This is a genomic window from Streptomyces reniochalinae (genome assembly GCF_003323735.1).
Classification (GTDB): domain Bacteria; phylum Actinomycetota; class Actinomycetes; order Streptomycetales; family Streptomycetaceae; genus Streptomyces; species Streptomyces reniochalinae.
Genome location: NZ_QOIM01000038.1, coordinates 91,960 through 113,119, shown reverse-complemented (window position 1 = coordinate 113,119; position 21,160 = coordinate 91,960). Strand labels below are relative to the sequence as shown.

Here is a 21,160-nt window from a genome sequence, read left to right as displayed (position 1 = left end):
ACGCCACCCTCCACGGCACCTACCGCGACCACGCGGCCGCAGCCGCCTCCGCACAGAACCGGCACGGCGCGGCGGCCACCGCCTACCGCACGCACACCCGCACCACACTGGAGGAGTTCGCGAGCGCCCGCGACGAGGCCCGCGCGGTCGGCAAACTGCTCGACGAGGCATACGAAACCCTCCACGAGCACCGGCAACGCCTGGAGCGCCTGCGCGACCAGGCGCGGGACGCCGGAATGACGGTCTCACCCACCGGCCGCCGCACGGTTGACCCCGCCCGCACCACCACCGACCAGGACCCCGCCACCCGCCGGCACGCCGAAACCGAGTGGACCGAGCGCATCGCCCGCGCCGTCCAGAACACCCAGGGCGCCGACCGCAACCTGCGGCTCGCCCTCCAGACAGACCCCGCCGACGACGGCCGCGGCCTCCCCGACGGCTTCAACGGCGCCCTGCCCGGTGACGCGGGCACCGCCCACGCCCGCCGCGCCACCACGCTCTACGAGAAGCTCGCGCGCGGCGACACCCTCACCTCCTCCGAACTCCAGGACCTCGCCTTCCTCCAGCGCCAGAACGCCGACGACCCCGAGTACGCGCGCACATTGCTGGCCGCCCTCGGCCCCCAGGGCACCATGCGAGCAGCACACCGGCTGAGCCCGCTCGCACACCAGCCTGGCACTCGTATTCGTCGCCGTTGGATGCGGCGGGCCCGTACGCGAGTATCGACTACCGCAGACCCTCTGCGGGCTGAAGGTTCCGCGCACCTTGTACAGCCCGGTGTTTCGACCCGGCGAGGGAGTCAGCGCGGAGAAAGAGGGCCCATGGGGTGCAGGCGGCCATGGCAGAGGTGGAGCAGAAGTTGCCGTGCGAGGGGGAGGGGGACAGGGGGTAGGGCCCCTGTCCCCCGGGGCTCATGTGGTGGCGGGAAGGCGGGAGGCGGCGGCTTCGTCGAGCAGCCAAAGGGTGCGGGAACGCCCGCACACCGCCGCGGCGGGCGCCTGAAGTTCGCCGGAGCCCGCAAGGGCGCAGGCGACCGCTCCGGCTTTGTCCTCCCCCGCCGCCAGCAGCCATACCTCTCGTGCCGCCCGGATGGCGGGCAGTGTGAGGGAGAGGCGGGTGGGTGGCGGTTTGGGCGCGCCGTGGACGCCGACGACCGTCCGTTCCGTTTCCCGGAGTGCGGGGTGTTCGGGGAAGAGGGACGCGACGTGGGTGTCGGGTCCGACGCCGAGGAGGAGCACGTCGAAGGCGGGGACGCGCTCGGCGGAGTCGGGCCCTGCCGCGGCGGCGAGTTCGGTGGCGTAGGCCTCCGCCGCGGCTTCGGGGTCGCCGGCGTACGGCCCGTCGGAGGGCGGCATCACGTGGACGCGTGCGGGGTCGAGCGGCGCGGTGTCGAGGAGGACTTCGCGGGCCTGTGTGTGGTTGCGTTCGGGGTCGTTCTCGGGGAGGAACCGTTCGTCGCCCCACCACAGGTCGAGCCGTGACCAGTCGATGCGGTCGCGGTCGCCGGAGGCGGCGACCGCGGCGAGCAGTGCGTTGCCGTTGCGGCCTCCGGTGAGGACGGCGGAGGCGGTGCCGTGTGCGGCTTGGGCGTCGGCGATGCGCGTGATGAGGCGCGCGGCTGTGGCCTGGGCGAGTTCGTCCTTGTCGCGGTGGATGAGGATTTCGCGTCCGGTGGCTGCCGCGTTCACTTCTGGCCCTTCTTCGCCGCCCGGGTCTTCGACGGTGACGGTGAGGTGGCCTTCTTCTTCGCCGGCGCGGGGGAGGCGGCGGTGGGCCGTTCGGTGGCTCCGGTGCCCGGGGAGGCCGGAGCGCTGGCCGCGGCCTCCTCGGAGGTCGCACCCGGTGCCGCCTGTGCCTCGGCATCCGTCACGCCGGAGGCCTCCGCAGGTGCGGGGGCGGGTGAGGCGGGTGTGGGGTGCGCAGGGTCGGGGCCCGAGATCTTGTTGACTCCGAAGCGGACGGCTTCGGCGTACGCCTCGTCGGGGTCGAGCCGCCGCAGTTCCTCGGCGAGGAGTTCGGCGGTGGTGCGCCGCTGGAGGGCGACGTGGCGGTCGGGCTGGCCGGGGACGGCGAGTTCGGCGAGGGCGCCGTCGGCGCGGTCGAGGCAGATCTGGCCGTCTACGGTCTCCAGCCGTACGCCGGTGATGCCGGGGCCTTCGGAGATGCGGCGTTCGACGGGGACGCGGAGGCGTTCGGCGAGCCAGAGGGCGAGGAGTTCGCTGGAGGGGTTGTACTCCTCGCCTTCGACGACTGCCGAGTCGATGGTGGCCAGTTTCTGGTCCAGCGAGGCGGCGAGCATGCTGCGCCAGGGGGTGACGCGGGTCCAGGACAGGTCGGTGTCGCCGGGCGCGTAGGTGCTCGCGCGCATGCTGAGCGCGCCGACGGGGTCCTCCGTGGCGGCGGCGTCGGTGATGCGCCGCTGTGCGAGTTTGCCGAGGGCGTCCTCGGCCGGGTTGGGGGGCGCGTCCTCGGGCCACCACACGACCACGGGGGCGTCCGGCAGCAGGAGCGGCAGGACGACGCTGTGGGAGTGCGAGGCCAGTTCTCCGTGCAGCCGCAGGATGACCGTTTCGCCGGAGCCCGCCTCGCCCACGTCGGCGCCGACGCGGACCTCGGCGTCGAGCCGGTGGCGCGCCCGGTCGCGGGGGGAGCGTCCGGGGCGTCGGACGACGACGAGGATGCGGGAGGGGTGTTCCTTGGAGGCGCCGCTGGCGGCCTTGAGCGCGTCGTAGTGGTTGCCTTCGTCGGTGACGATGACGAGGGTGAGCACCATGCCCATGGCAGGCGAGCCGAGGGAGCGGCGCGCCTTGACCAGCTCGGTGTTGATGCGGCTGGACGTGGTGTCCGTGAGGTCGATGTTCATGGCCGCCGCCAAATCCGTCCGTCGCGTGCGAGCATCTCGTCGGCGCTCTGGGGCCCCCAGGTGCCGGCGGGGTACTGCTCGGGCTTGCCGTGTGTGTCCCAGTACTCCTCGACGGGGTCGAGGATCTCCCAGGAGCGTTCGACTTCCTGGTGCCGGGGGAAGAGGTTCGCGTCGCCCAGCAGGACGTCGAGGATGAGCCGTTCGTACGCCTCGGGGCTGGACTCGGTGAAGGATTCGCCGTAGGCGAAGTCCATCGTGACGTCGCGGATCTCCATCTGGGTGCCGGGCACCTTCGAGCCGAACCTGATGGTGACGCCTTCGTCGGGCTGGACGCGGATGACGAGGGCGTTCTCCCCCAGTTCCTGGGTGTCGGTGGTGTCGAAGGGCGAGTGGGGGGCGCGTTGGAAGACGACGGCGATCTCGGTGACGCGGCGGCCGAGTCGCTTGCCGGTGCGCAGGTAGAACGGGACGCCCGCCCAGCGGCGGTTGTCGATCGCCAGTTTGATGGCGGCGTAGGTGTCGGTCTTGGACTGGGGGTCGATGCCCTCTTCGTCCAGGTATCCGGGCACCTTCTCGCCGCCTTGCCAGCCGGCCGCGTACTGGCCGCGCACCGTGTGCTTGCCCAGGTCCTTCGGCAGCCGTACCGAGTTGAGGACCTTGAGTTTCTCGGTGACGAGCGCCTTGGCGTCGAAGGAGGTGGGTTCCTCCATGGCGGTCAGGGCGAGGAGCTGGAGGAGGTGGTTTTGGATGACGTCGCGCGCGGAGCCGATGCCGTCGTAGTAGCCGGCGCGTCCGCCGATGCCGATGTCCTCGGCCATGGTGATCTGCACGTGGTCGACGTAGCTGCGGTTCCACAGCGGTTCGAACATCGTGTTGGCGAAGCGGAGGGCCAGGATGTTCTGGACCGTCTCCTTGCCGAGGTAGTGGTCGATCCGGAAGACCGAGCTGGCCCGGAAGACCTCGTGGATGACGGAGTTCAGCTCCTGGGCCGACTTCAGGTCGTGCCCGAAGGGCTTCTCGATGACGGCGCGGCGCCAGGATCCTGGCCCCACGTCGGAGAGGCCGTGCTTCTTGAGCTGGGAGACGACCGTGGGGAAGAACTTGGGCGGTACCGACAGGTAGAAGGCGAAGTTGCCACCGGTGCCGCGGGACTTGTCGAGTTCCTCGATGGTGGCCCGCAGGGTTTCGAAAGCCTCGTCGTCGTGGAATTCGCCGGGGACGAAGCGCATGCCCTGGGCGAGCTGCTGCCAGACCTCCTCGCGGAAGGTGGTCCGGGAGTGTTCCTTGACCGCGTCGTGGACGACCTGGGCGAAGTCCTCGTCCTCCCAGTCGCGGCGTGCGAAGCCGATGAGGGAGAAGCCGGGTGGCAGGAGTCCGCGGTTGGCGAGGTCGTAGACCGCGGGCATCAGCTTCTTCCGGGACAGATCGCCCGTGACACCGAAGATGACCAGGCCCGACGGCCCCGCGATACGCGGGAGCCGCCGGTCCTGAGCGTCACGCAGCGGGTTGTCCGTACCGCTGACGTTGCTCAATTCGCTTACGCCTCCTTCGGCGCGAGGCGCTGCAGTTCGGCCTCCGTGGACGTGAGCAGGTCCTTCCAGGAGTCCTCGAACTTCTGCACGCCCTCGTCCTCGAGCACCTTGACGACGTCGTCGTAGGAGATGCCCAGCTTGGCGAGGCCGTCGAGGACGGCCTGCGCGTCCTCGTAGGTGCCGCGGACCGCGTCGCCCTCGTTGTCGCCGTGGTCGCCGACGGCCTTGAGGGTGGCCTCCGGCATGGTGTTGACCGTGTTGGGGGCCACCAGTTGGGTCACGTACAGGGTGTCGGACAGCTGCGGGTCCTTCACGCCGGTGGACGCCCACAGGGGGCGCTGCTGGTTGGCGCCGGCCCTCTCCAGGGCCTGCCAGCGGTCGGAGGCGACGACCTGCTCGTACTCCCGGTAGGCCAGTCGGGCGTTGGCGATGGCCGACTTGCTCTTGAGAGCCTTGGCCTCGTCGGTGTCGAGCGCGGCGAGCCGCTTGTCGACCTCGGTGTCCACGCGGGAGACGAAGAAGGACGCCACGGAGTGGATGTCGGACAGGTCGAGGCCCAGGCTCTTGGCCTTCTCCAGGCCCGCCATGTAGGCGTCCATGACCGCCCGGTACCGCTCCAGCGAGAAGATCAGCGTGACGTTGACGCTGATGCCCTTGCCGATCGTCTCGGTGATGGCGGGGAGACCGGCCTCGGTAGCCGGAATCTTGATGAAGGTGTTGGGCCGGTCGACCAGCCAGGCCAGCTGGCGGGCCTCGGCGACCGTCGCCTTGGTGTTGTGGGCCAGCCGCGGGTCGACCTCGATGGAGACCCGGCCGTCCTTGCCGCCGGTCGCGTCGTAGACCGGACGCATCACGTCGGCGGCGTCGCGGACGTCCGCCGTGGTGATCATGCGGACGGCCTCCTCGACGGAGACGCGGCGGGCGGCCAGGTCGGAGACCTGCTGCTCGTAGCCGTCACCTGCCGAGATGGCCTTCTGGAAGATGGTCGGGTTGGTCGTCACGCCGACCACGTGGTGCTCGTCGATCAGCTCGCCGAGGTCGCCCGACGTGATGCGCTTGCGCGACAGGTCGTCCAGCCAGATCGCGACGCCTTCGTCGGTAAGGCGCTTCAGTGCGTCTGTCATGGGATTCGCATCTCCTGTGCTTGTTGGCTTTTCGTTGTGTCGGGGCCCCCGGGTGGTCGCTCAGGTGAGCGACCACCCGGGGGGCACGTCCCGGACGGGGTCCGGGGGAGTCCTCGGCGGTTCAGCGGGACGCTGCCTGTAGCGACTCCTTGGCCGCCAGCTCCACGGCGTCCGCGGTGAAACCGAACTCCTTGAAGAGCACCTTCCCGTCGGCTGAGGCGCCGAAGTGCTCCAGCGACACGATGCGGCCCGCTTCGCCGACGTACCGGTGCCAGGTCAGCCCGATGCCCGCCTCGACGGCGACGCGCGCCTTGAGGTCGGGGGGCAGGACGCTGTCGCGGTAGGACTGCTCCTGCTCCTGGAACCACTCCAGGCACGGCATCGAGACAACCCGCGTCGGAATGGACTGCTCCTGCAACTGCTCGCGCGCCTTGACGGCGAGCTGCACCTCGGAGCCCGTGGCCATCAGGACGACCTGCGGGTGGCCGCCTTCCGCCTCGAACAGCACGTAACCGCCCTTGGCCGCGGCCGGGTCGGGCTCGTAGGTCGGCACGCCCTGCCGGGTGAGGGCCAGCCCGTGCGGTGCGGGCTTGCTGCTGTGGCGGCGCAGGATCTCCGCCCACGCCTCGGCGGTCTCGTTGGCGTCCGCCGGACGGACGACGTTGAGCCCGGGAATGGCGCGCAGTGCGCTCAGGTGCTCGACCGGCTGGTGCGTGGGGCCGTCCTCGCCCAGGCCGATGGAGTCGTGCGTCCACACGTAGGTGACGGGCGCCTGCATCAGCGCGGCGAGCCGGACGGCGGGGCGCATGTAGTCGGAGAAGACCAGGAACGTGCCGCCGTAGACGCGCGTGTTGCCGTGCAGCGCGATGCCGTTCATCGTCGAGCCCATCGCGTGCTCGCGAATGCCCCAGTGGACCGTACGCCCGTACGGGTCGGCGCCGGGCAGCGGATTGCCCTCGGGCAGGAAGGACGTCTGCGCGAACGTCGTGTTGTTCGAGCCGGCCAGGTCGGCGGAGCCACCCCACAGCTCGGGGATGACGGGGCCGAGCGCCTTGAGTACGCTGCCGGACGCCTTGCGGGTGGCCACCGACTCGCCCGCGGGGAAGACGGGCAGCGCCTTCTCCCAGCCCTCGGGCAGCCGGCCCTCGCGGATCCGGTCGAACTCGGTGGCGCGCTGCGGGTTGGCCTCGCGCCAGGCGGCCATCCGCTTGTCCCACTCGGCCTGCATCTCGCGGCCGCGGTCGCTGGCCGCGCGGACGTGCGCGAAGACCTCGTCGGAGATGAAGAAGTCCTTGTCCGGGTCGAAGCCCAGCACGCGCTTGGTGGCGGCGACCTCGTCGTCGCCCAGTGCCGAGCCGTGGGCAGCCTCGGTGTTCTGTGCGTTGGGAGCAGGCCAGGCGATGATGGAGCGCATCGCGATGAAGGAGGGGCGCTCGGTTTCGGCCTGCGCCGCCTTGAGGGCCTTGTAGAGCCCCTCCGGGTCGAGGTCGCCGTCCTCCTTCTGCTCGACGCGCTGCACGTGCCAGCCGTAGGCCTCGTACCGGCGCGGCGTGTCCTCGGAGAAAGCGGTCGCGGTGTCGCCCTCGATCGAGATGTGGTTGTCGTCCCACAGCACGATCAGGTTGCCCAGCCGCTGGTGGCCCGCGAGCGAGGAAGCCTCGGCCGAGACGCCCTCCTCCAGGTCGCCGTCGCTGGCGATCACCCAGACGTTGTGGTCGAACGGGGATTCGCCCGCTGCCGCGTCGGGGTCGAAGAGGCCGCGCTCGTAGCGGGCGGCCATCGCCATGCCGACCGCGTTGGCGACGCCCTGGCCCAGCGGGCCCGTCGTCGTCTCCACACCCACGGTGTGGCCGTGCTCGGGGTGGCCGGGCGTGCGGCTGCCCCAGGTGCGGAACGACTTGAGGTCGTCCATCTCCAGGCCGTAACCGGCCAGGAAGAGCTGGATGTACTGCGTGAGGCTCGAGTGCCCCGCGGAGAGGACGAAGCGGTCGCGGCCGGTCCAGTCCGGGTCGGTCGGATCGTGGCGCATCAGCTTCTGGTAGAGCAGGTACGCGACGGGCGCCAGGCTCATGGCCGTACCGGGATGGCCGTTACCGACCTTCTGCACGGCATCCATGGCCAGGACTCGAACCGTGTCCACGGCCTGCTGGTCCAGGTCGGTCCACTCAAAGTCTGTGGTGGTCGGCTTGGTGCTCACCCTGCGTCAGGGCTCCTCTCCACATGTTCGATGGCCGGTGTGTGCGCTCACCGGGCGGTGTCGAGCGTACCGTTGCCGGGACGTGCGACTTTTCGACAGGTCACTGTGCGGTCGCCACCTCGTCCCCGGCCGACATTCACCAGAACGTGGGAGAGATATGTGCTATTCCCACCGATTGGCTGCCCGGGGCGCCGCGGCACCCGCTTCCAGGCTGACGTCTGTTCCCCCGATTCGCCCGTCGAACACGGCCCATCCGCGCTCGGATCTGCCCGCCCCGCTGACCTCCGGGAACGCTCCGCGCCCCGCGGGCCGCCGACGCGCCCGTGCTGACCACCCACGACGGGGGCCAACACGGGCGACCCCCATGACGGGCGAGGTATGGCAGGCGTCTAAAGTGGCGTGGTACGCGCGAGCTTGACCCGGGCCTGCACCTTATTCCTGCTGTGTGCCCGTGACGTCGGCTCGCTGGTTCCTAATGAGTCGATCAGGGGTGTCCGTGACGGCCGTCGAATCCCGTCCCGCGGGGACGCTGGAGCCCAGCGGTCACCGGCCGCTCGGCGCCCGCGTGAAGGCGTTCATCGAGCTGACCAAGCCGCGGATCATCGAGCTGCTTCTCATGACCACGATCCCGGTCATGTTCCTGGCGGCTCAGGGCGTGCCCGACCTCCGGCTCGTGGTGATCACCTGCCTCGGTGGTTATCTCTCTGCGGGCGGCGCCAACGCGCTGAACATGTACATCGACCGCGACATCGACGCGCTCATGCACCGCACCGAGCGCCGTCCGCTGGTCACCGGCATGGTCAAGCCGTGGGAGTGCCTGGTCTTCGGCATCAGCCTCGCGGTGGCCTCCACCCTGATGTTCGGCCTGCTGGTCAACTGGCTCTCGGCCGCCCTGTCGTTGGGCGCTCTCCTCTTCTACGTCGTCGTCTACACGATGCTTCTCAAGCGGCGTACGTCGCAGAACATCGTCTGGGGCGGCATCGCCGGCTGCCTGCCCGTCTTCATCGGCTGGTCCGCCGTCACGAACGAGGTGAGCTGGGCCGCCGTCATCCTCTTCCTGGTGATGTTCTTCTGGACGCCGCCGCACTACTGGCCGCTGTCCATGAAGGTCAAGGAGGACTACCAGCGGGTCGGCGTACCGATGCTGCCCGCCATCGCCAGCAACGTCACCGTGGCCACCCAGATCGTCGTCTACAGCTGGATCATGGTGCTGGTGTCCCTGCTGCTGTGGCCGCTGGGGTACGTCGGCTGGTTCTACCCTCTGGTGGCGGTACTGGCCGGCGGACTGTGGCTCTGGGAGGCGCACGCCCTGCGCGCCCGCGCCCGCGCGGGCCTGACCGGCGCCAAGCTCAAGGAGATGCGCCTCTTCCACTGGTCGATCACCTACGTGTCGCTCGTCTTCGCCGCCGTGGCCATCGACCCGTTCCTGCGCTGAGGCCCCCTCGTCCGCGCGAGGACGGCTCGTACGGTGCCTCGCGCCCCTCGCGCCGCCGCGCGCACGCTTCTGCGCGCCGGCGCCCCCACGCCACACCTCACGCGAATGGCTCCCTCCCGTCAGTCGGGAGGGAGCCATTCGCGTCACGACGCTCCGCGGCGGCACAGCGGTGGTGTTCCGGAGAGCCGACGGCGCCCCTGGCCCGCGCCCGCGGGCCAGGGGCGTGTCCCGGGAGGCCGCTCCTACCGGTTGGCGGGGCCGCCCACCTGGATGCCGGCCATGCGCTGCCACTCGTAGGGGCCCGTGCGCATGTGCTCGGCCATCTCGCCGTCGAAGCTCTCCTTGAGCGTGGCACCGGCCGCCTGCACGGCCTCCTCGGCCGCCTCCTTCGAGGGCGCCATCAGATCGCCCCAGGTGCCGTCCGAGCTCACCAGCGAGATGCGGAAACCCCGCTGGCCCACGTAGGCGATCTGGGCTTCGGCGCTGCCGCCGTGCCGCTTCGCGAACCCGCTGATCTGCTTGGCGAGCCGGCCCGCCTGCTTGCTGCTGTCTGCTGCCATGAGGCAGATGCTACCGGCGGGTAGCGGCGGGGGCGAGAGGGCGGGGACGACGGCGTCGGCGTGCGGCCGGGCCACACCCCGGGCGCGCCGGGAGAGGCGGGGCGTCGTCAGGGGCCCGCGGTCGCCGCCGGCGCGCCCGCGGGCTGCGGGGTCGCCTCGGCGGCGGCGGGGGCCGGGCCCGGCTCCGGTTCCGGCGCGGTGGCCGCGAGCGGCGCCCGCTCGCGCGTCGACAGCACCACCCGCAGGACGCCGATCCACACCAGCGTCGAGCCCAGCAGGTGCACGCCGACCAGCACCTCGGGGAGGTCGGTGACGTACTGCACGTATCCGATGACGCCCTGGGCGAGCAGAATGACGATCAGATTGCGTGCGGTGCTCCGCGGGCCCTTTGGGGCGTCCATGACGCGGAGGCCGGCGTACAGCAGCACCGCCAGCGCCACCACGATCCAGGCCAGCGCCGCGTGGCTCTGCGTCGCCAGTTCCACGGCGACCGGCATGCGCTTCACGTCGCTGCTGTCGCCCGCGTGCGGCCCGGCGCCCGTCACGACCGTGCCGGCGACGAGGAGGCAGGCGGAGAAGAAGGTCAAAACGTAGGTGAGCTTCCTGACCGGGCTGCCCACCAGCGGGCGGGGCGGTGCCCCGCCCTCGCGGGTGCGCAACCAGGTGAGCGTCGTGACCGTCAGGAGTGCCATCGCCGCCAGGAAGTGGCCGGCCACCACGAACGGGTTCAGCTTCACCCACACGGTGATGCCGCCGACGACGCCGTTGCTCATCACGACCCAGAACTGCGACCACGCGAGCCGGCTCAGCCCCTTGCGGGCGGGCTTCATCGACCGTACGGCGATGATGGTCCAGCCGACGGCGGCCGAGACCACCCACGTCATCATGCGGTTGCCGAACTCGATGGCGCCGTGGACGCCCATCGCCGAGGTGGCGGTGAGGCTGTCGTCGCTGCACTTGGGCCAGGTGTCGCACCCGAGCCCCGAGCCGGTGAGCCGCACGGCCCCGCCGGTCACCACGATGAGAATGCTCATCAGCAGCGCGGTGAGGGCCGCCCGCCGCACGGTACGGGGCGAGGGGGTCCAGCGCGCGGCGATGTACGCGATGGGGTTACGTACGACTTCGAGCAGATTCGGCACGGAGCCATCGTAGAGCGCCGCTTGTGCGCGCTTTCACGAGGGGTGCCGGGTGCCGGCGCGCGCCCCCGACCGGCGCGGCGGCCTGTCACTCCCACTTGAAGAAGCGGGCCGCCGCGCCCAGCCCCACCACGGCCCACACCGCCAGGACCGCCAGGTCGCCCCAGGGCATCCCGGACCCCTGCTGGAGCACGTCGCGCAGCCCGTCGGAGAGAGCGGAGATCGGCAGCAGATTCAGAGCGCTCTGCGCCGCCTCGGGGAACTTGTCCAGCGGGACGATCACGCCCCCGCCGACCAGCAGCAGGATGAAGACGAGGTTCGCCCCCGCCAGCGTCGCCTCCGCCTTGAGCGTGCCCGCCATCAGCAGGCCGAGCCCCGAGAAGGCGGCCGTGCCCAGCAGCAGCAGAAGCAGCACGGTGGCCGGGTTGCCGTGCGGCGACCAGCCCAGGGCGAGCGCCACCACGCTCAGCAGCAGCACCTGGAGGGCCTCGATGACCAGGACGGAGCAGGTCTTGGCCGTCATCAGCCCCCAGCGGGGCAGCGGAGAGGCGCCGAGCCGTTTCAGCACGCCGTAGCGGCGCTCGAAGCCGGTGGAGATGGCCTGCCCGGTGAAGGCGGTCGACAGGACGGCCAGGCCGAGGATGCCGGGGGCGAGGAAGTCCACCCGCGAGCCCTTGCCGGTGTCGACGATGTCCACGGCGCTGAAGAGCACCAGCAGCAGGGTCGGGATGATGACGGTCAGCAGCAGTTGTTCGCCGTTGCGCAACTGTGTCCGCGTCTCCAGCCACGCCTGCGCGCGCACCATGCGCGGCAGCGGCGCGGCACCCGGCTCCGGCGCGTACGTACCGGCGGCGGCACGCCCGCTCACGAGCGCAGCTCCTTCCCGGTCAGCTCCATGAAGACGTCCTCCAGTGTTCTGCGCTCCACCGAGATGCGGTCCGGCAGTACGCCGTTCTGGGCGCACCAGGAGGTGACGGTGGCGAGCAGCTGGGGGTCGACCGTTCCGGTCAGGCGGTAGCTGCCCGGGTGGAGCTCGACCGCGTCGGTGCCCGCGGGGAGGGCCTTGAGCAGGGAGGTGAGGTCGAGTCCCGGGCGCCCCGCGAAGCGGAGGGTGTTCTCGGCGCCGCCCTTGCACAGGACGTCGGGCGCGCCCTGGGCGACGACCTTGCCGCCGTCGACGATGGCGACCTCGTCCGAAAGCTCCTCGGCCTCCTCCATGTGGTGGGTGGTCAGCAGCACGGTGACGCCGTCGGCGCGCAGGGCGCGCACGAGGTCCCAGGTGGCGTGGCGGGCCTGCGGGTCGAGCCCGGCGGTGGGCTCGTCCAGGAAGACCAGTTCGGGCCGTCCGACCAGGGCGAGGGCCAGTGCGAGGCGCTGCTGCTGGCCGCCGGACAGCCGGCGGTAGGGCGTGCGGCCGCAGCCGCCCAGGCCGAGGCGGTCGACGAGCGCGGGCACGTCCAGGGGGTGGGCGTGGAGGGTGGCCATGTGGCGCAGGGTCTCCTCGGCGCGCGCGGTGGGGTAGATGCCGCCGCTTTGCAACATGACCCCGATCCGGGGCCGCAGCTCGCTCCCCTGGGTGACGGGGTCGAGCCCGAGCACCCGGACGGTGCCGCCGTCCGGACGGCGGTAGCCCTCGCAGGTCTCGACGGTGGTCGTCTTGCCCGCGCCGTTGGGGCCCAGGAAGGCGGTGACGGTGCCGCGCTCGACGGTCAGGTCGAGTCCGTCGACGGCGGTCTTGTCGCCGTACCGCTTCACCAGCCCCGCGACCTGGAGCGCCGCTGCACTTTGCATGGACGCAGTCTAAGGAGCGGTCACGGGCGCCCCGCCCGGGGGTTTGCGGGTTAGGTACGCCTTACGTGACGCACCCCATCGCGACTGGTCACAGGCGGCGCTTGCCGCGCTCCGGCGAATTAAGCAACAATGACGTTGTGAAAAAGAGGGACGAGGCTCGGGAGGACCGACCGATGGCCGCAGCGGCCACCGGCGAGGCCGCCGTGTCCGGCTCCTCCGCATCGCAGACGACGCACACGGTACGGGCGAGCGAGGCGGGCGTGCCCCCGCGGCCGGCCCGGGTCCCGCAGCCGGTGCAGCCCGCCCCCGCGCCCCAGTCGGCGCAGGACGAGCAGCCCGGCACGCGGAACAAGGTCGCCCGTTCCCTTCTCGACCACGGTCCGTCGACCGCGGCCGAGGTGGCGCTGCGCCTGGAGCTGACGCAGGCGGCCGTCCGCCGGCACCTCGACGCGCTCACAGGTGAGGGCGTCGTGGAGGCCCGGGCGAAGCGGGTCTACGGCTCGCGGGGCAGAGGGCGGCCCGCCAAGGTGTTCGCCCTCACCGACTGCGGCCGGGACGCCTTCGATCAGGCGTACGACGAACTCGCCGCCGACGCGCTGCGCTGGATCGCCCAGCAGGCGGGCGGCGGAGAGGTCGGGGAGGCGGCGGTCGCCGCCTTCGCGCGGGCCCGCGTCGAGGCGCAGGCCGAGAAGTACCACGCGGCGCTCGCCGGAGTGCCCCCCGAGGATCGGGCGCGGGCGCTGGCACGCGCCCTGTCCGAGGACGGGTACGCTGCCACGGCGCGGGAGGCCCCCGCGCAGGCGGGCGAGCAGCTGTGCCAGCACCACTGCCCGGTGGCGCATACGGCCGAGCAGTTCCCCCAGCTGTGCGAGGCGGAGACGGAGGTCTTCTCCCGCCTGCTCGGCACGCACGTCCAGCGTCTGGCGACCATCGCGCACGGCGACGGGGTGTGTACGACCTTCGTCCCGGGGGCACAGCCGAAGACCGCGGCGCAGAAGCACCCGCCGCGGCCGCAGGCCCAAGGACCACCGCAGACCTCAGCACCACCCACCACCGCGATACCGCCCAAGACCAGCAAGACCAGCAGCACCGCCACCCATGCGAACGAGGCCGGGAGGAACCCCGCATGACTGCTCCTACGGAGACTGCTCACCCTGAGCTCGAGGGGCTGGGCAAGTACGAGTACGGCTGGGCCGACTCCGACGCCGCGGGCGCCGCCGCCAAGCGCGGCCTCTCCGAGCATGTCGTCCGCGACATCTCGGAGAAGAAGAACGAGCCCGACTGGATGCTCAAGCTCCGCCTCAAGGGCCACAAGCTCTTCGAGAAGAAGCCGATGCCGAACTGGGGCTCGGACCTGTCGGGCATCGACTTCGACAACATCAAGTACTTCGTCCGGTCCACCGAGAAGCAGGCCCAGTCCTGGGAGGACCTGCCCGAGGACATCAAGAACACCTACGACAAGCTCGGCATCCCGGAGGCGGAGAAGCAGCGCCTGGTCGCCGGTGTCGCCGCGCAGTACGAGTCGGAGGTCGTCTACCACCAGATCCGCGAGGACCTGGAGAAGCAGGGCGTCCTCTTCCTGGACACGGACACGGCGCTGCGTGAGCACCCCGAGCTGTTCCAGGAGCACTTCGGCACCGTCATCCCGGCCGGCGACAACAAGTTCGCCGCGCTGAACACGGCGGTGTGGTCCGGCGGCTCCTTCATCTACGTCCCGCCGGGCGTGCACGTCGACATCCCGCTCCAGGCCTACTTCCGGATCAACACGGAGAACATGGGCCAGTTCGAGCGGACGCTGATCATCGTCGACGAGGACGCCTACGTGCACTACGTCGAGGGCTGCACCGCGCCGATCTACGACTCGGACTCGCTGCACTCGGCCGTCGTGGAGATCATCGTCAAGAAGGGCGGCCGCTGCCGCTACACGACGATCCAGAACTGGTCGAACAACGTCTACAACCTGGTCACCAAGCGCGCCGTGGCCTACGAGGGCGCGACCATGGAGTGGGTCGACGGCAACCTCGGCTCCAAGGTGACGATGAAGTACCCGGCGGTCTACCTCATGGGTGAGCACGCCAAGGGTGAGACGCTGTCCGTCGCCTTCGCCGGCGAGGGCCAGCACCAGGACGCGGGCGCCAAGATGGTCCACATGGCCCCGCGTACGTCCTCCAACATCGTCTCCAAGTCGGTGGCGCGCAGCGGCGGCCGCACCTCCTACCGCGGTCTCATCGAGATCGGCGAGGGCGCCGAGGGCTCCAAGTCCAACGTGCTGTGCGACGCGCTGCTGGTCGACACGGTCTCGCGCTCGGACACCTACCCTTACGTCGATGTCCGCGAGGACGACGTGACGATGGGCCACGAGGCGACGGTCTCCAAGGTCAGCGACGACCAGCTCTTCTACCTGATGAGCCGCGGTCTGGCCGAGGACGAGGCCATGGCGATGATCGTGCGCGGCTTCGTCGAGCCGATCGCCAAGGAGCTGCCGATGGAGTACGCGCTGGAGCTGAACCGGCTGATCGAGCTGCAGATGGAAGGCGCGGTGGGCTAGTGCCGCCCCGGCACCGAGCCGGACGTTCCTCTCCGGCCCGTCGCGTACGCGGCCGGATCCTCGCCGCCGCGGCCGAGCGCCGCGGCGGCCGGGGAGAGTTCCTGGACTTGACCCAAGAAAGCGAGCAACACGACAGCCATGGCTGAGGCCCAGACAATCCCCGGTGGGTCCAACACCTCCGGATCCATCGCGGTGGCCGCAGAGTCCACCACCGCCACGAGGATGAGCGCCCCGCCGTCCTTCGACGTGGCGGACTTCCCCGTGCCGCACGGTCGCGAGGAGGAGTGGCGCTTCACTCCGCTGGACCGGCTCAAGGGCCTGCACGACGGCTCGGCGCAGGCGTCGGGCGGCATCAAGATCGACGTGTCGGCGCCCGACGGCGTCACCGTCGAGGCCGTCGGGCGCGACGACGAGCGCGTCGGCCGGGCCGGCAAGCCGGTGGACCGGGTGGCGGCCCAGGCGTTCTCCTCCTTCGAGAAGGCGTCCGTCATCTCGGTGCCCAAGGACGCGGTGCTGACCGATCCGGTGCGGGTGAGCCTGCACGGCGAGGGCGGCGTGTCCTACGGGCACACGGTCTTCGACGTCGGCGCCTTCGCCGAGGTTGTCATCGTCATCGACCACACGGGTGACGCGGTGCGCTCGGCCAACGTCGAGTTCGTCCTCGGCGACGGCGCGAAGGTGACCGTGGTCTCGGTGCAGGACTGGGACGACACCGCCGTGCACTGCTCGCAGCACAACGCGCTGGTCGGCCGCGACGCGACGTTCAAGTCCGTCGTGGTCACCTTCGGCGGCGACGTGGTGCGGCTCAACCCGCGCGTGACCTACGCGGGCCCCGGCGGTGAGGCCGAGCTGTACGGGCTGTACTTCACCGACGCGGGCCAGCACCAGGAGCACCGCCTGCTGGTCGACCACGACACGCCGAACTGCCGCAGCAACGTCGCCTACAAGGGCGCGCTCCAGGGCGAGGACGCGCACGCGGTGTGGATCGGTGACGTGCTCATCCAGGCGGACGCCGTCGGCACCGACACCTACGAGCTCAACCGGAACCTGGTGCTGACCGACGGTTCCCGCGTCGACTCGGTGCCGAACCTGGAGATCGAGACCGGCGAGATCGTCGGCGCCGGACACGCCTCGGCGACCGGCCGTTTCGAGGACGAGCAGCTGTTCTACCTGATGGCGCGGGGCATCTCCGAGCAGGAGGCCCGCCGCCTGGTGGTGCGCGGCTTCTTCGCCGAGCTCGTGCAGCAGGTCGGCCTCCCGGACGTGGAGGAGCGGCTCCTCGCCAAGATCGAGGCCGAGCTGGAGGCGTCCGTCTCATGAGCGAGGAAGGCTTCGCACGTGTCGCCTCGCTCGGCGAGCTGGAGGAGGACACCCCGCTGCGGGTGGAGCTGGGCGGCGTCCCGGTCTCCGTCGTCCGCACCGACGGCGAGGTCTTCGCCATCAACGACATCTGCTCGCACGCGAACGTGTCGTTGTCCGAGGGTGACGTGGAGGACTGCATGATCGAGTGCTGGCTGCACGGCTCGCGCTTCGACCTGCGGACCGGCAAGCCCTCCGGTCTGCCCGCCACCCGTCCCGTGCCCGTGTACCCCGTAAAGATCGAAGGAGACGGCCCCGATGCGGCAGTGCTCGTCTCCGTCACACAGGAGTCCTGAAGCCCCCATGGCAACGCTTGAGATCAACGACCTGCACGTCTCCGTCGAGACCGAGGGCGGCCCGAACGAGATCCTGCGCGGCGTCGACCTGACCGTGAAGCAGGGTGAGACGCACGCGATCATGGGCCCCAACGGCTCCGGCAAGTCCACCCTGGCCTACTCGCTGGCGGGCCACCCGAAGTACACGATCACCGGCGGCTCGGTGAAGCTCGACGGCGAGGACGTCCTGGAGATGTCCGTCGACGAGCGCGCCCGCGCCGGTGTCTTCCTCGCCATGCAGTACCCGGTCGAGGTCCCCGGTGTCTCCGTCTCCAACTTCCTGCGCACCTCCGCCACCGCCATCCGCGGTGAGGCCCCCAAGCTGCGGACGTGGGTCAAGGAGGTCAAGGAGGCCATGGAGCGGCTCTCCATCGACCCGAAGTTCGCCGAGCGCAACGTGAACGAGGGCTTCTCCGGCGGTGAGAAGAAGCGCCACGAGATCCTCCAGCTGGAGCTGCTGAAGCCGAAGATCGCGATCCTCGACGAGACCGACTCCGGGCTCGACGTGGACGCGCTGCGCATCGTCTCCGAGGGCGTCAACCGCGTCCGCGAGTCGGGCGAGGTCGGCACCCTGCTGATCACGCACTACACCCGCATCCTCCGCTACATCAAGCCCGACCACGTGCACGTGTTCGCCAAGGGCCGGATCGCCGAGTCCGGCGGTCCCGAGCTGGCCGACAAGCTGGAGGAAGAGGGCTACGAGCAGTACGTGAAGGGTGGTGCCACTGCGTGACACAGCTCCCGGGCCTGCTGGACACCGAGGCCATCCGTAAGGACTTCCCCGTCCTGGACCGCCGGGTGCACGACGGGCAGAGGCTCGTCTACCTGGACAACGCCGCGACCTCGCAGAAGCCGACCCAGGTGCTCGACGCGCTGGCCGACTACTACGAGAAGCACAACGCCAACGTCCACCGTGGCGTGCACGTGCTCGCGGAGGAGGCGACGGCGCTGTACGAGGGCGCGCGCGACAAGGTCGCCGCGTTCGTCAACGCGCCCAGCCGCGATGAGGTGATCTTCACCAAGAACGCCTCGGAGTCGCTGAACCTGGTGGCGAACATGCTCGGCTGGGCCGACGAGCCCTACCGTGTGGAGCGGGACACCGAGATCGTCATCACGGAGATGGAGCACCACTCCAACATCGTCCCGTGGCAGCTGCTCTCGCAGCGTACGGGCGCGAAGCTGAAGTGGTTCGGGCTCACCGACGAGGGGCGTCTTGACCTGGCCGGGGTCGAGGAGCTGATCACGGAGCAGACCAAGGTGGTCGCGCTCACGCTCGTCTCCAACATCATGGGCACCTTCAACCCCGTCGAGGACATCGTGCGGCGGGCGCAGGAGGTGGGCGCTCTGGTGGTGGTGGACGCCTCCCAGGCGGCGCCGCACATGGTGCTGGACGTGCAGGCGCTCCAGGCCGACTTCGTGGCCTTCACCGGGCACAAGATGTGCGGCCCGACCGGCATCGGCGTGCTGTGGGGCCGCCAGGAGCTGCTCAACGACCTGCCGCCCTTCCTGGGCGGCGGGGAGATGATCGAGACCGTCACGATGCACTCCTCGACGTACGCTCCGGCGCCGCACAAGTTCGAGGCGGGCACCCCGCCGGTCGCCCAGGCCGTCGGGCTGGGTGCCGCGGTGGACTACCTGTCGGCGATCGGGATGGACCGCATCCACCAGCACGAGCAGGCGCTGACGGAGTACGCGGTGCGCCGGCTCAGGGAGATCCCGGACCTGCGGATCATCGGCCCTGCCACGGCCGAGGACCGCGGTGCGACGATCTCCTTCACGCTCGGTGACATCCACCCGCACGACGTGGGCCAGGTGCTGGACGAGCAGGGCATCGCCGTGCGGGTCGGGCACCACTGCGCCCGCCCGGTCTGCCTGCGGTACGGAATTCCCGCGACGACGCGAGCGTCGTTCTATCTGTACTCCACGCCCGCCGAGGTGGACGCCCTGGCGGACGGCCTGGAGCACGTACGGAACTTCTTCGCTTAGGGGCTGTCGGTGAAGCTGGACTCGATGTACCAGGAAGTGATCCTGGACCACTACAAGAACCCGCACGGGCGTGGGCTGCGCGAGGGCGACGCCGAGGTGCACCACGTCAATCCGACGTGCGGCGACGAGATCACCTTGCGGGTGCGGTACGACGGCGACAGGATCGAGGACGTGTCGTACGACGGCCAGGGCTGCTCCATCAGCCAGGCCAGCGCCTCGGTGCTCAACGAGCTGCTGGTCGGCAAGGAGCTGTCCGAGGCCCGCAGCATCCAGGAGAAGTTTCTGGAGCTGATGCAGTCCAGGGGCCAGCTGGAGCCGGACGAGCACATGGAGGACCTGCTGGAGGACGCCGTGGCGTTCGCCGGGGTCTCGAAGTACCCGGCGCGGGTGAAGTGCGCGCTGCTGAGCTGGATGGCTTGGAAGGACGCGACGGCGCAGGCGCTGGGGACGACCGAAGCCGACTCGGCCAAGGAGAAGACGGCATGACCGAGATGACCACCAAGCCCGCGAGCGAGGAAGAGGTCCGCGAGGCGCTCATGGACGTCGTCGACCCGGAGCTGGGCATCGACGTCGTCAACCTCGGCCTGATCTACGGGATCCACGTCGATGACGCGAACAGCGCGACCATCGACATGACGCTCACCTCGGCGGCCTGTCCGCTGACCGACGTCATCGAGGACCAGGCGCAGTCCGCCACCGAGGGCATCGTCAACGAGCTCAAGATCAATTGGGTGTGGATGCCCCCGTGGGGCCCGGACAAGATCACCGACGACGGCCGCGAGCAGCTGCGGGCGCTGGGCTTCAACGTCTGAGCGCGCGCGTCGCCGGAAAACCGTTCGAAAGGGCCGTGCCCGCCAGGGGAACCTGGGGCATGGCCCTTTCGCTGCATCATCTCGTCGTCGACGCCCACGACCTGCCCGCGCTCGCCCGGTTCTGGTGCCGGGTGCTGGAGTGGCGGGTGCTCTCCGAGAAGGAGCGGGAGGTGATCATCGGCCCTTCCGCCGAGGCCGGCACGGGGATCTGCTTCATGCCCGTCACGGACGCCAAGAGCGTCAAGAACCGCCTCCATTTCGACCTCGCGCCCGACGACCAGGAAGCGGAGGTCGCCAGGCTGCTGGCGCTGGGCGCCCGGCGCCTCGACATCGGCCAGGGCGGGGGCAGGAGCTGGGTCGTGCTCCAGGATCCCGAGGGCAACGAGTTCTGCGTCCTCAAGCCGCGCCGGAACCTCATCGCCTTCGCGGACTGAGCCACGCCGCCCGCGCCCCCCGGTGGACCGAGCCACCTCGCCGGCCCGCCCCGGCGGGCCGGACCACGCTGTCGAGCCCTCTTGCGTACGCTCGTACGCATCGTTGTGTACGCTCGTACGCATGGTCTACGTGACGCTCGCGGGAGCGATCCTCGCCGAGGTGCTGGGAACGACGGCGATGAAGTACAGCGACGGCTTCAGCAAGCTGGTGCCCTCGCTGATCACCGCCGCCGGATACGTGGTGGCGTTCGTGCTGCTGTCGCGCACCCTCAAGACGATGTCCGTCGGAACGGCGTACGCCATCTGGTCGGGCGCGGGCACCGCGGTCATCGCCCTGATCGGCATGGTCTTCATCGGCGAGTCCGTCACCGCCGCGAAGATCCTCGGCCTGCTGCTGGTGATCTGCGGGGTGGTCGTCCTGAACCTGGGAGGGACCCATTGATGGCGCGCCGGTACGACCCCGAGCGCAGGCAGCGCATCATCGACGCGGCCATCCGCATCGTGGAACTGAAGGGGATGGCGGCGCTGAGCCACCGCACGGTCGCCGCGGAGGCGGACGTCCCGCTCGGCTCGACCACCTACCACTTCGCCAGCCTGGACGACCTGCTGCTCGCAGCGCTGGAGCAGGTCAACTGCGAGCCGCAGACCGCCATCGAGAGCTGGGGCGACGACCTGTCCGAGGGCGTCCCCCTGGCGGACGGGCTGACACGGGTGCTGGAGGAGTACGCCTCCGGCGGGCGCGGCCGCATCCGGCTGGAGTACGAGCTGTACCTCGCGGCGCTGCGGCGCCCGCTGCTCCAGCCGGTGGCCGCCGCCTGGCTGGACGACATGGTGCGGGTGCTCTCCCGGCACACCGCCGACCTGGCGACGGCCCGCGCCCTGGTCGCGCTCATCGACGGACTGCTGCTCCAGTTCCTGCTCACCGACCGGCCCTTCGACCGGGACGAGGTACGCGGAGCGCTCGCCAGAGTGCTCGGCGACCCGGACGACCTGTGACCGTCACGCGGACCGGTTCGTCATCCCGTGCGCACTCCGGATAGCGTTCCTG

Annotated in this window: 22 protein-coding genes; 12 read left to right on the top strand and 10 right to left on the bottom strand. The window is 70.4% G+C overall.

Features of this window, described 5'->3' with window-relative positions:
* Positions 1 to 245 precede the first annotated feature (245 nt).
* The 6 genes from DQ392_RS20045 to tkt all read right to left on the bottom strand — a co-directional run bounded on the left by DQ392_RS20045 (position 246) and on the right by tkt (position 7,716).
* Positions 246 to 668, bottom strand: coding sequence for a hypothetical protein (locus tag DQ392_RS20045; protein WP_147266553.1), 423 nt, complete (start codon positions 666 to 668; stop codon positions 246 to 248).
* 243 nt (positions 669 to 911) lie between these two features.
* Entirely contained in the window at positions 912 to 1,688 is a 777-nt protein-coding gene (gene pgl, locus DQ392_RS20040) for a 6-phosphogluconolactonase (RefSeq protein ID WP_114017028.1), read from the bottom strand.
* On the bottom strand, positions 1,685 to 2,863 hold the full coding sequence (opcA, locus tag DQ392_RS20035; RefSeq protein WP_114017303.1) for a glucose-6-phosphate dehydrogenase assembly protein OpcA: 1,179 nt from the start codon (positions 2,861 to 2,863) through the stop codon (positions 1,685 to 1,687). The genes pgl and opcA overlap by 4 nt, the downstream gene beginning before the upstream one ends.
* Positions 2,860 to 4,395, bottom strand: coding sequence for a glucose-6-phosphate dehydrogenase (zwf, locus tag DQ392_RS20030; protein ID WP_114017027.1), 1,536 nt, complete (start codon positions 4,393 to 4,395; stop codon positions 2,860 to 2,862). The genes opcA and zwf overlap by 4 nt, the downstream gene beginning before the upstream one ends.
* Before the next feature lie 5 nt (positions 4,396 to 4,400).
* On the bottom strand, positions 4,401 to 5,519 hold the full coding sequence (gene tal / locus DQ392_RS20025) for a transaldolase (protein ID WP_114017026.1): 1,119 nt from the start codon (positions 5,517 to 5,519) through the stop codon (positions 4,401 to 4,403).
* Between the two features lie 121 nt (positions 5,520 to 5,640).
* The gene (gene tkt, locus DQ392_RS20020; RefSeq protein ID WP_114017025.1) at positions 5,641 to 7,716 is read right to left on the bottom strand and encodes a transketolase; all 2,076 of its coding nucleotides are present in this window, start codon (positions 7,714 to 7,716) and stop codon (positions 5,641 to 5,643) included.
* Between the two features lie 475 nt (positions 7,717 to 8,191).
* Between tkt and DQ392_RS20015 the strand changes: the two genes are divergently transcribed.
* Complete coding sequence (locus DQ392_RS20015; RefSeq protein ID WP_114017024.1) at positions 8,192 to 9,151, top strand: heme o synthase; 960 nt, start codon at positions 8,192 to 8,194, stop codon at positions 9,149 to 9,151.
* A gap of 242 nt (positions 9,152 to 9,393) precedes the next feature.
* Here DQ392_RS20015 and DQ392_RS20010 read toward each other — a convergent pair whose 3' ends face one another.
* From DQ392_RS20010 to DQ392_RS19995, 4 genes are all read right to left on the bottom strand, one after another.
* Complete coding sequence (locus tag DQ392_RS20010; RefSeq protein WP_114017023.1) at positions 9,394 to 9,711, bottom strand: hypothetical protein; 318 nt, start codon at positions 9,709 to 9,711, stop codon at positions 9,394 to 9,396.
* Positions 9,712 to 9,818: 107 nt separating this feature from the next.
* Positions 9,819 to 10,850, bottom strand: coding sequence for a COX15/CtaA family protein (locus DQ392_RS20005; protein ID WP_114017022.1), 1,032 nt, complete (start codon positions 10,848 to 10,850; stop codon positions 9,819 to 9,821).
* A gap of 85 nt (positions 10,851 to 10,935) precedes the next feature.
* The gene (locus tag DQ392_RS20000; RefSeq protein ID WP_245981734.1) at positions 10,936 to 11,652 is read right to left on the bottom strand and encodes an ABC transporter permease; all 717 of its coding nucleotides are present in this window, start codon (positions 11,650 to 11,652) and stop codon (positions 10,936 to 10,938) included.
* Positions 11,653 to 11,711: 59 nt separating this feature from the next.
* Positions 11,712 to 12,638, bottom strand: a complete 927-nt coding sequence (locus DQ392_RS19995; protein WP_114017020.1) for an ABC transporter ATP-binding protein — start codon at positions 12,636 to 12,638, stop codon at positions 11,712 to 11,714.
* A 173-nt stretch (positions 12,639 to 12,811) separates the two neighbouring features.
* Here DQ392_RS19995 and DQ392_RS19990 point away from each other — a divergent pair, with 173 nt between their 5' ends.
* The 11 genes from DQ392_RS19990 to DQ392_RS19940 all read left to right on the top strand — a co-directional run bounded on the left by DQ392_RS19990 (position 12,812) and on the right by DQ392_RS19940 (position 21,108).
* Entirely contained in the window at positions 12,812 to 13,768 is a 957-nt protein-coding gene (locus tag DQ392_RS19990) for a helix-turn-helix transcriptional regulator (protein ID WP_114017019.1), read from the top strand.
* Positions 13,765 to 15,186 carry a Fe-S cluster assembly protein SufB gene (gene sufB / locus DQ392_RS19985; protein ID WP_114017018.1) on the top strand — a complete coding sequence of 474 codons (1,422 nt, stop codon included), beginning with the start codon at positions 13,765 to 13,767 and terminating at the stop codon, positions 15,184 to 15,186. Before DQ392_RS19990 ends, sufB begins: the two co-directional genes overlap by 4 nt.
* A gap of 138 nt (positions 15,187 to 15,324) precedes the next feature.
* Positions 15,325 to 16,506 carry a Fe-S cluster assembly protein SufD gene (sufD, locus tag DQ392_RS19980; RefSeq protein ID WP_114017017.1) on the top strand — a complete coding sequence of 394 codons (1,182 nt, stop codon included), beginning with the start codon at positions 15,325 to 15,327 and terminating at the stop codon, positions 16,504 to 16,506.
* Positions 16,503 to 16,841, top strand: coding sequence for a non-heme iron oxygenase ferredoxin subunit (locus DQ392_RS19975; protein WP_114017016.1), 339 nt, complete (start codon positions 16,503 to 16,505; stop codon positions 16,839 to 16,841). The genes sufD and DQ392_RS19975 overlap by 4 nt, the downstream gene beginning before the upstream one ends.
* 7 nt (positions 16,842 to 16,848) lie before the next feature.
* Positions 16,849 to 17,613 carry a Fe-S cluster assembly ATPase SufC gene (gene sufC / locus DQ392_RS19970; protein ID WP_114017015.1) on the top strand — a complete coding sequence of 255 codons (765 nt, stop codon included), beginning with the start codon at positions 16,849 to 16,851 and terminating at the stop codon, positions 17,611 to 17,613.
* Entirely contained in the window at positions 17,610 to 18,866 is a 1,257-nt protein-coding gene (locus tag DQ392_RS19965) for a cysteine desulfurase (RefSeq protein ID WP_114017014.1), read from the top strand. The genes sufC and DQ392_RS19965 overlap by 4 nt, the downstream gene beginning before the upstream one ends.
* 9 nt (positions 18,867 to 18,875) lie before the next feature.
* Positions 18,876 to 19,352, top strand: a complete 477-nt coding sequence (sufU, locus tag DQ392_RS19960; RefSeq protein WP_114017013.1) for a Fe-S cluster assembly sulfur transfer protein SufU — start codon at positions 18,876 to 18,878, stop codon at positions 19,350 to 19,352.
* The gene (locus DQ392_RS19955; protein WP_027736579.1) at positions 19,349 to 19,678 is read left to right on the top strand and encodes a metal-sulfur cluster assembly factor; all 330 of its coding nucleotides are present in this window, start codon (positions 19,349 to 19,351) and stop codon (positions 19,676 to 19,678) included. The genes sufU and DQ392_RS19955 overlap by 4 nt, the downstream gene beginning before the upstream one ends.
* 59 nt (positions 19,679 to 19,737) lie before the next feature.
* The gene (locus DQ392_RS19950; RefSeq protein ID WP_114017012.1) at positions 19,738 to 20,112 is read left to right on the top strand and encodes a VOC family protein; all 375 of its coding nucleotides are present in this window, start codon (positions 19,738 to 19,740) and stop codon (positions 20,110 to 20,112) included.
* A 121-nt stretch (positions 20,113 to 20,233) separates the two neighbouring features.
* The gene (locus DQ392_RS19945) at positions 20,234 to 20,554 is read left to right on the top strand and encodes a DMT family transporter (protein WP_114017011.1); all 321 of its coding nucleotides are present in this window, start codon (positions 20,234 to 20,236) and stop codon (positions 20,552 to 20,554) included.
* On the top strand, positions 20,554 to 21,108 hold the full coding sequence (locus tag DQ392_RS19940) for a TetR/AcrR family transcriptional regulator (protein ID WP_181856497.1): 555 nt from the start codon (positions 20,554 to 20,556) through the stop codon (positions 21,106 to 21,108). Before DQ392_RS19945 ends, DQ392_RS19940 begins: the two co-directional genes overlap by 1 nt.
* The last annotated feature ends 52 nt before the right edge of the window (positions 21,109 to 21,160 follow it).

Coding starts and splice junctions, on each gene's coding strand:
- DQ392_RS19995 (WP_114017020.1), bottom strand. CDS start 12,638: ATGCAAAGTGCAGCGGCGCTCCAGGTCGCGGGGCTGGTGAAGCGGTAC.
- DQ392_RS20000 (WP_245981734.1), bottom strand. CDS start 11,652: ATGGTGCGCGCGCAGGCGTGGCTGGAGACGCGGACACAGTTGCGCAAC.
- DQ392_RS19955 (WP_027736579.1), top strand. CDS start 19,349: ATGACCGAGATGACCACCAAGCCCGCGAGCGAGGAAGAGGTCCGCGAG.
- DQ392_RS19950 (WP_114017012.1), top strand. CDS start 19,738: ATGGCCCTTTCGCTGCATCATCTCGTCGTCGACGCCCACGACCTGCCC.
- tal (WP_114017026.1), bottom strand. CDS start 5,519: ATGACAGACGCACTGAAGCGCCTTACCGACGAAGGCGTCGCGATCTGG.
- sufD (WP_114017017.1), top strand. CDS start 15,325: ATGGCTGAGGCCCAGACAATCCCCGGTGGGTCCAACACCTCCGGATCC.
- DQ392_RS19940 (WP_181856497.1), top strand. CDS start 20,554: ATGGCGCGCCGGTACGACCCCGAGCGCAGGCAGCGCATCATCGACGCG.
- DQ392_RS19990 (WP_114017019.1), top strand. CDS start 12,812: ATGGCCGCAGCGGCCACCGGCGAGGCCGCCGTGTCCGGCTCCTCCGCA.
- DQ392_RS19945 (WP_114017011.1), top strand. CDS start 20,234: ATGGTCTACGTGACGCTCGCGGGAGCGATCCTCGCCGAGGTGCTGGGA.
- sufC (WP_114017015.1), top strand. CDS start 16,849: ATGGCAACGCTTGAGATCAACGACCTGCACGTCTCCGTCGAGACCGAG.
- DQ392_RS20015 (WP_114017024.1), top strand. CDS start 8,192: ATGAGTCGATCAGGGGTGTCCGTGACGGCCGTCGAATCCCGTCCCGCG.
- DQ392_RS19975 (WP_114017016.1), top strand. CDS start 16,503: ATGAGCGAGGAAGGCTTCGCACGTGTCGCCTCGCTCGGCGAGCTGGAG.
- opcA (WP_114017303.1), bottom strand. CDS start 2,863: ATGAACATCGACCTCACGGACACCACGTCCAGCCGCATCAACACCGAG.
- DQ392_RS20010 (WP_114017023.1), bottom strand. CDS start 9,711: ATGGCAGCAGACAGCAGCAAGCAGGCGGGCCGGCTCGCCAAGCAGATC.
- sufB (WP_114017018.1), top strand. CDS start 13,765: ATGACTGCTCCTACGGAGACTGCTCACCCTGAGCTCGAGGGGCTGGGC.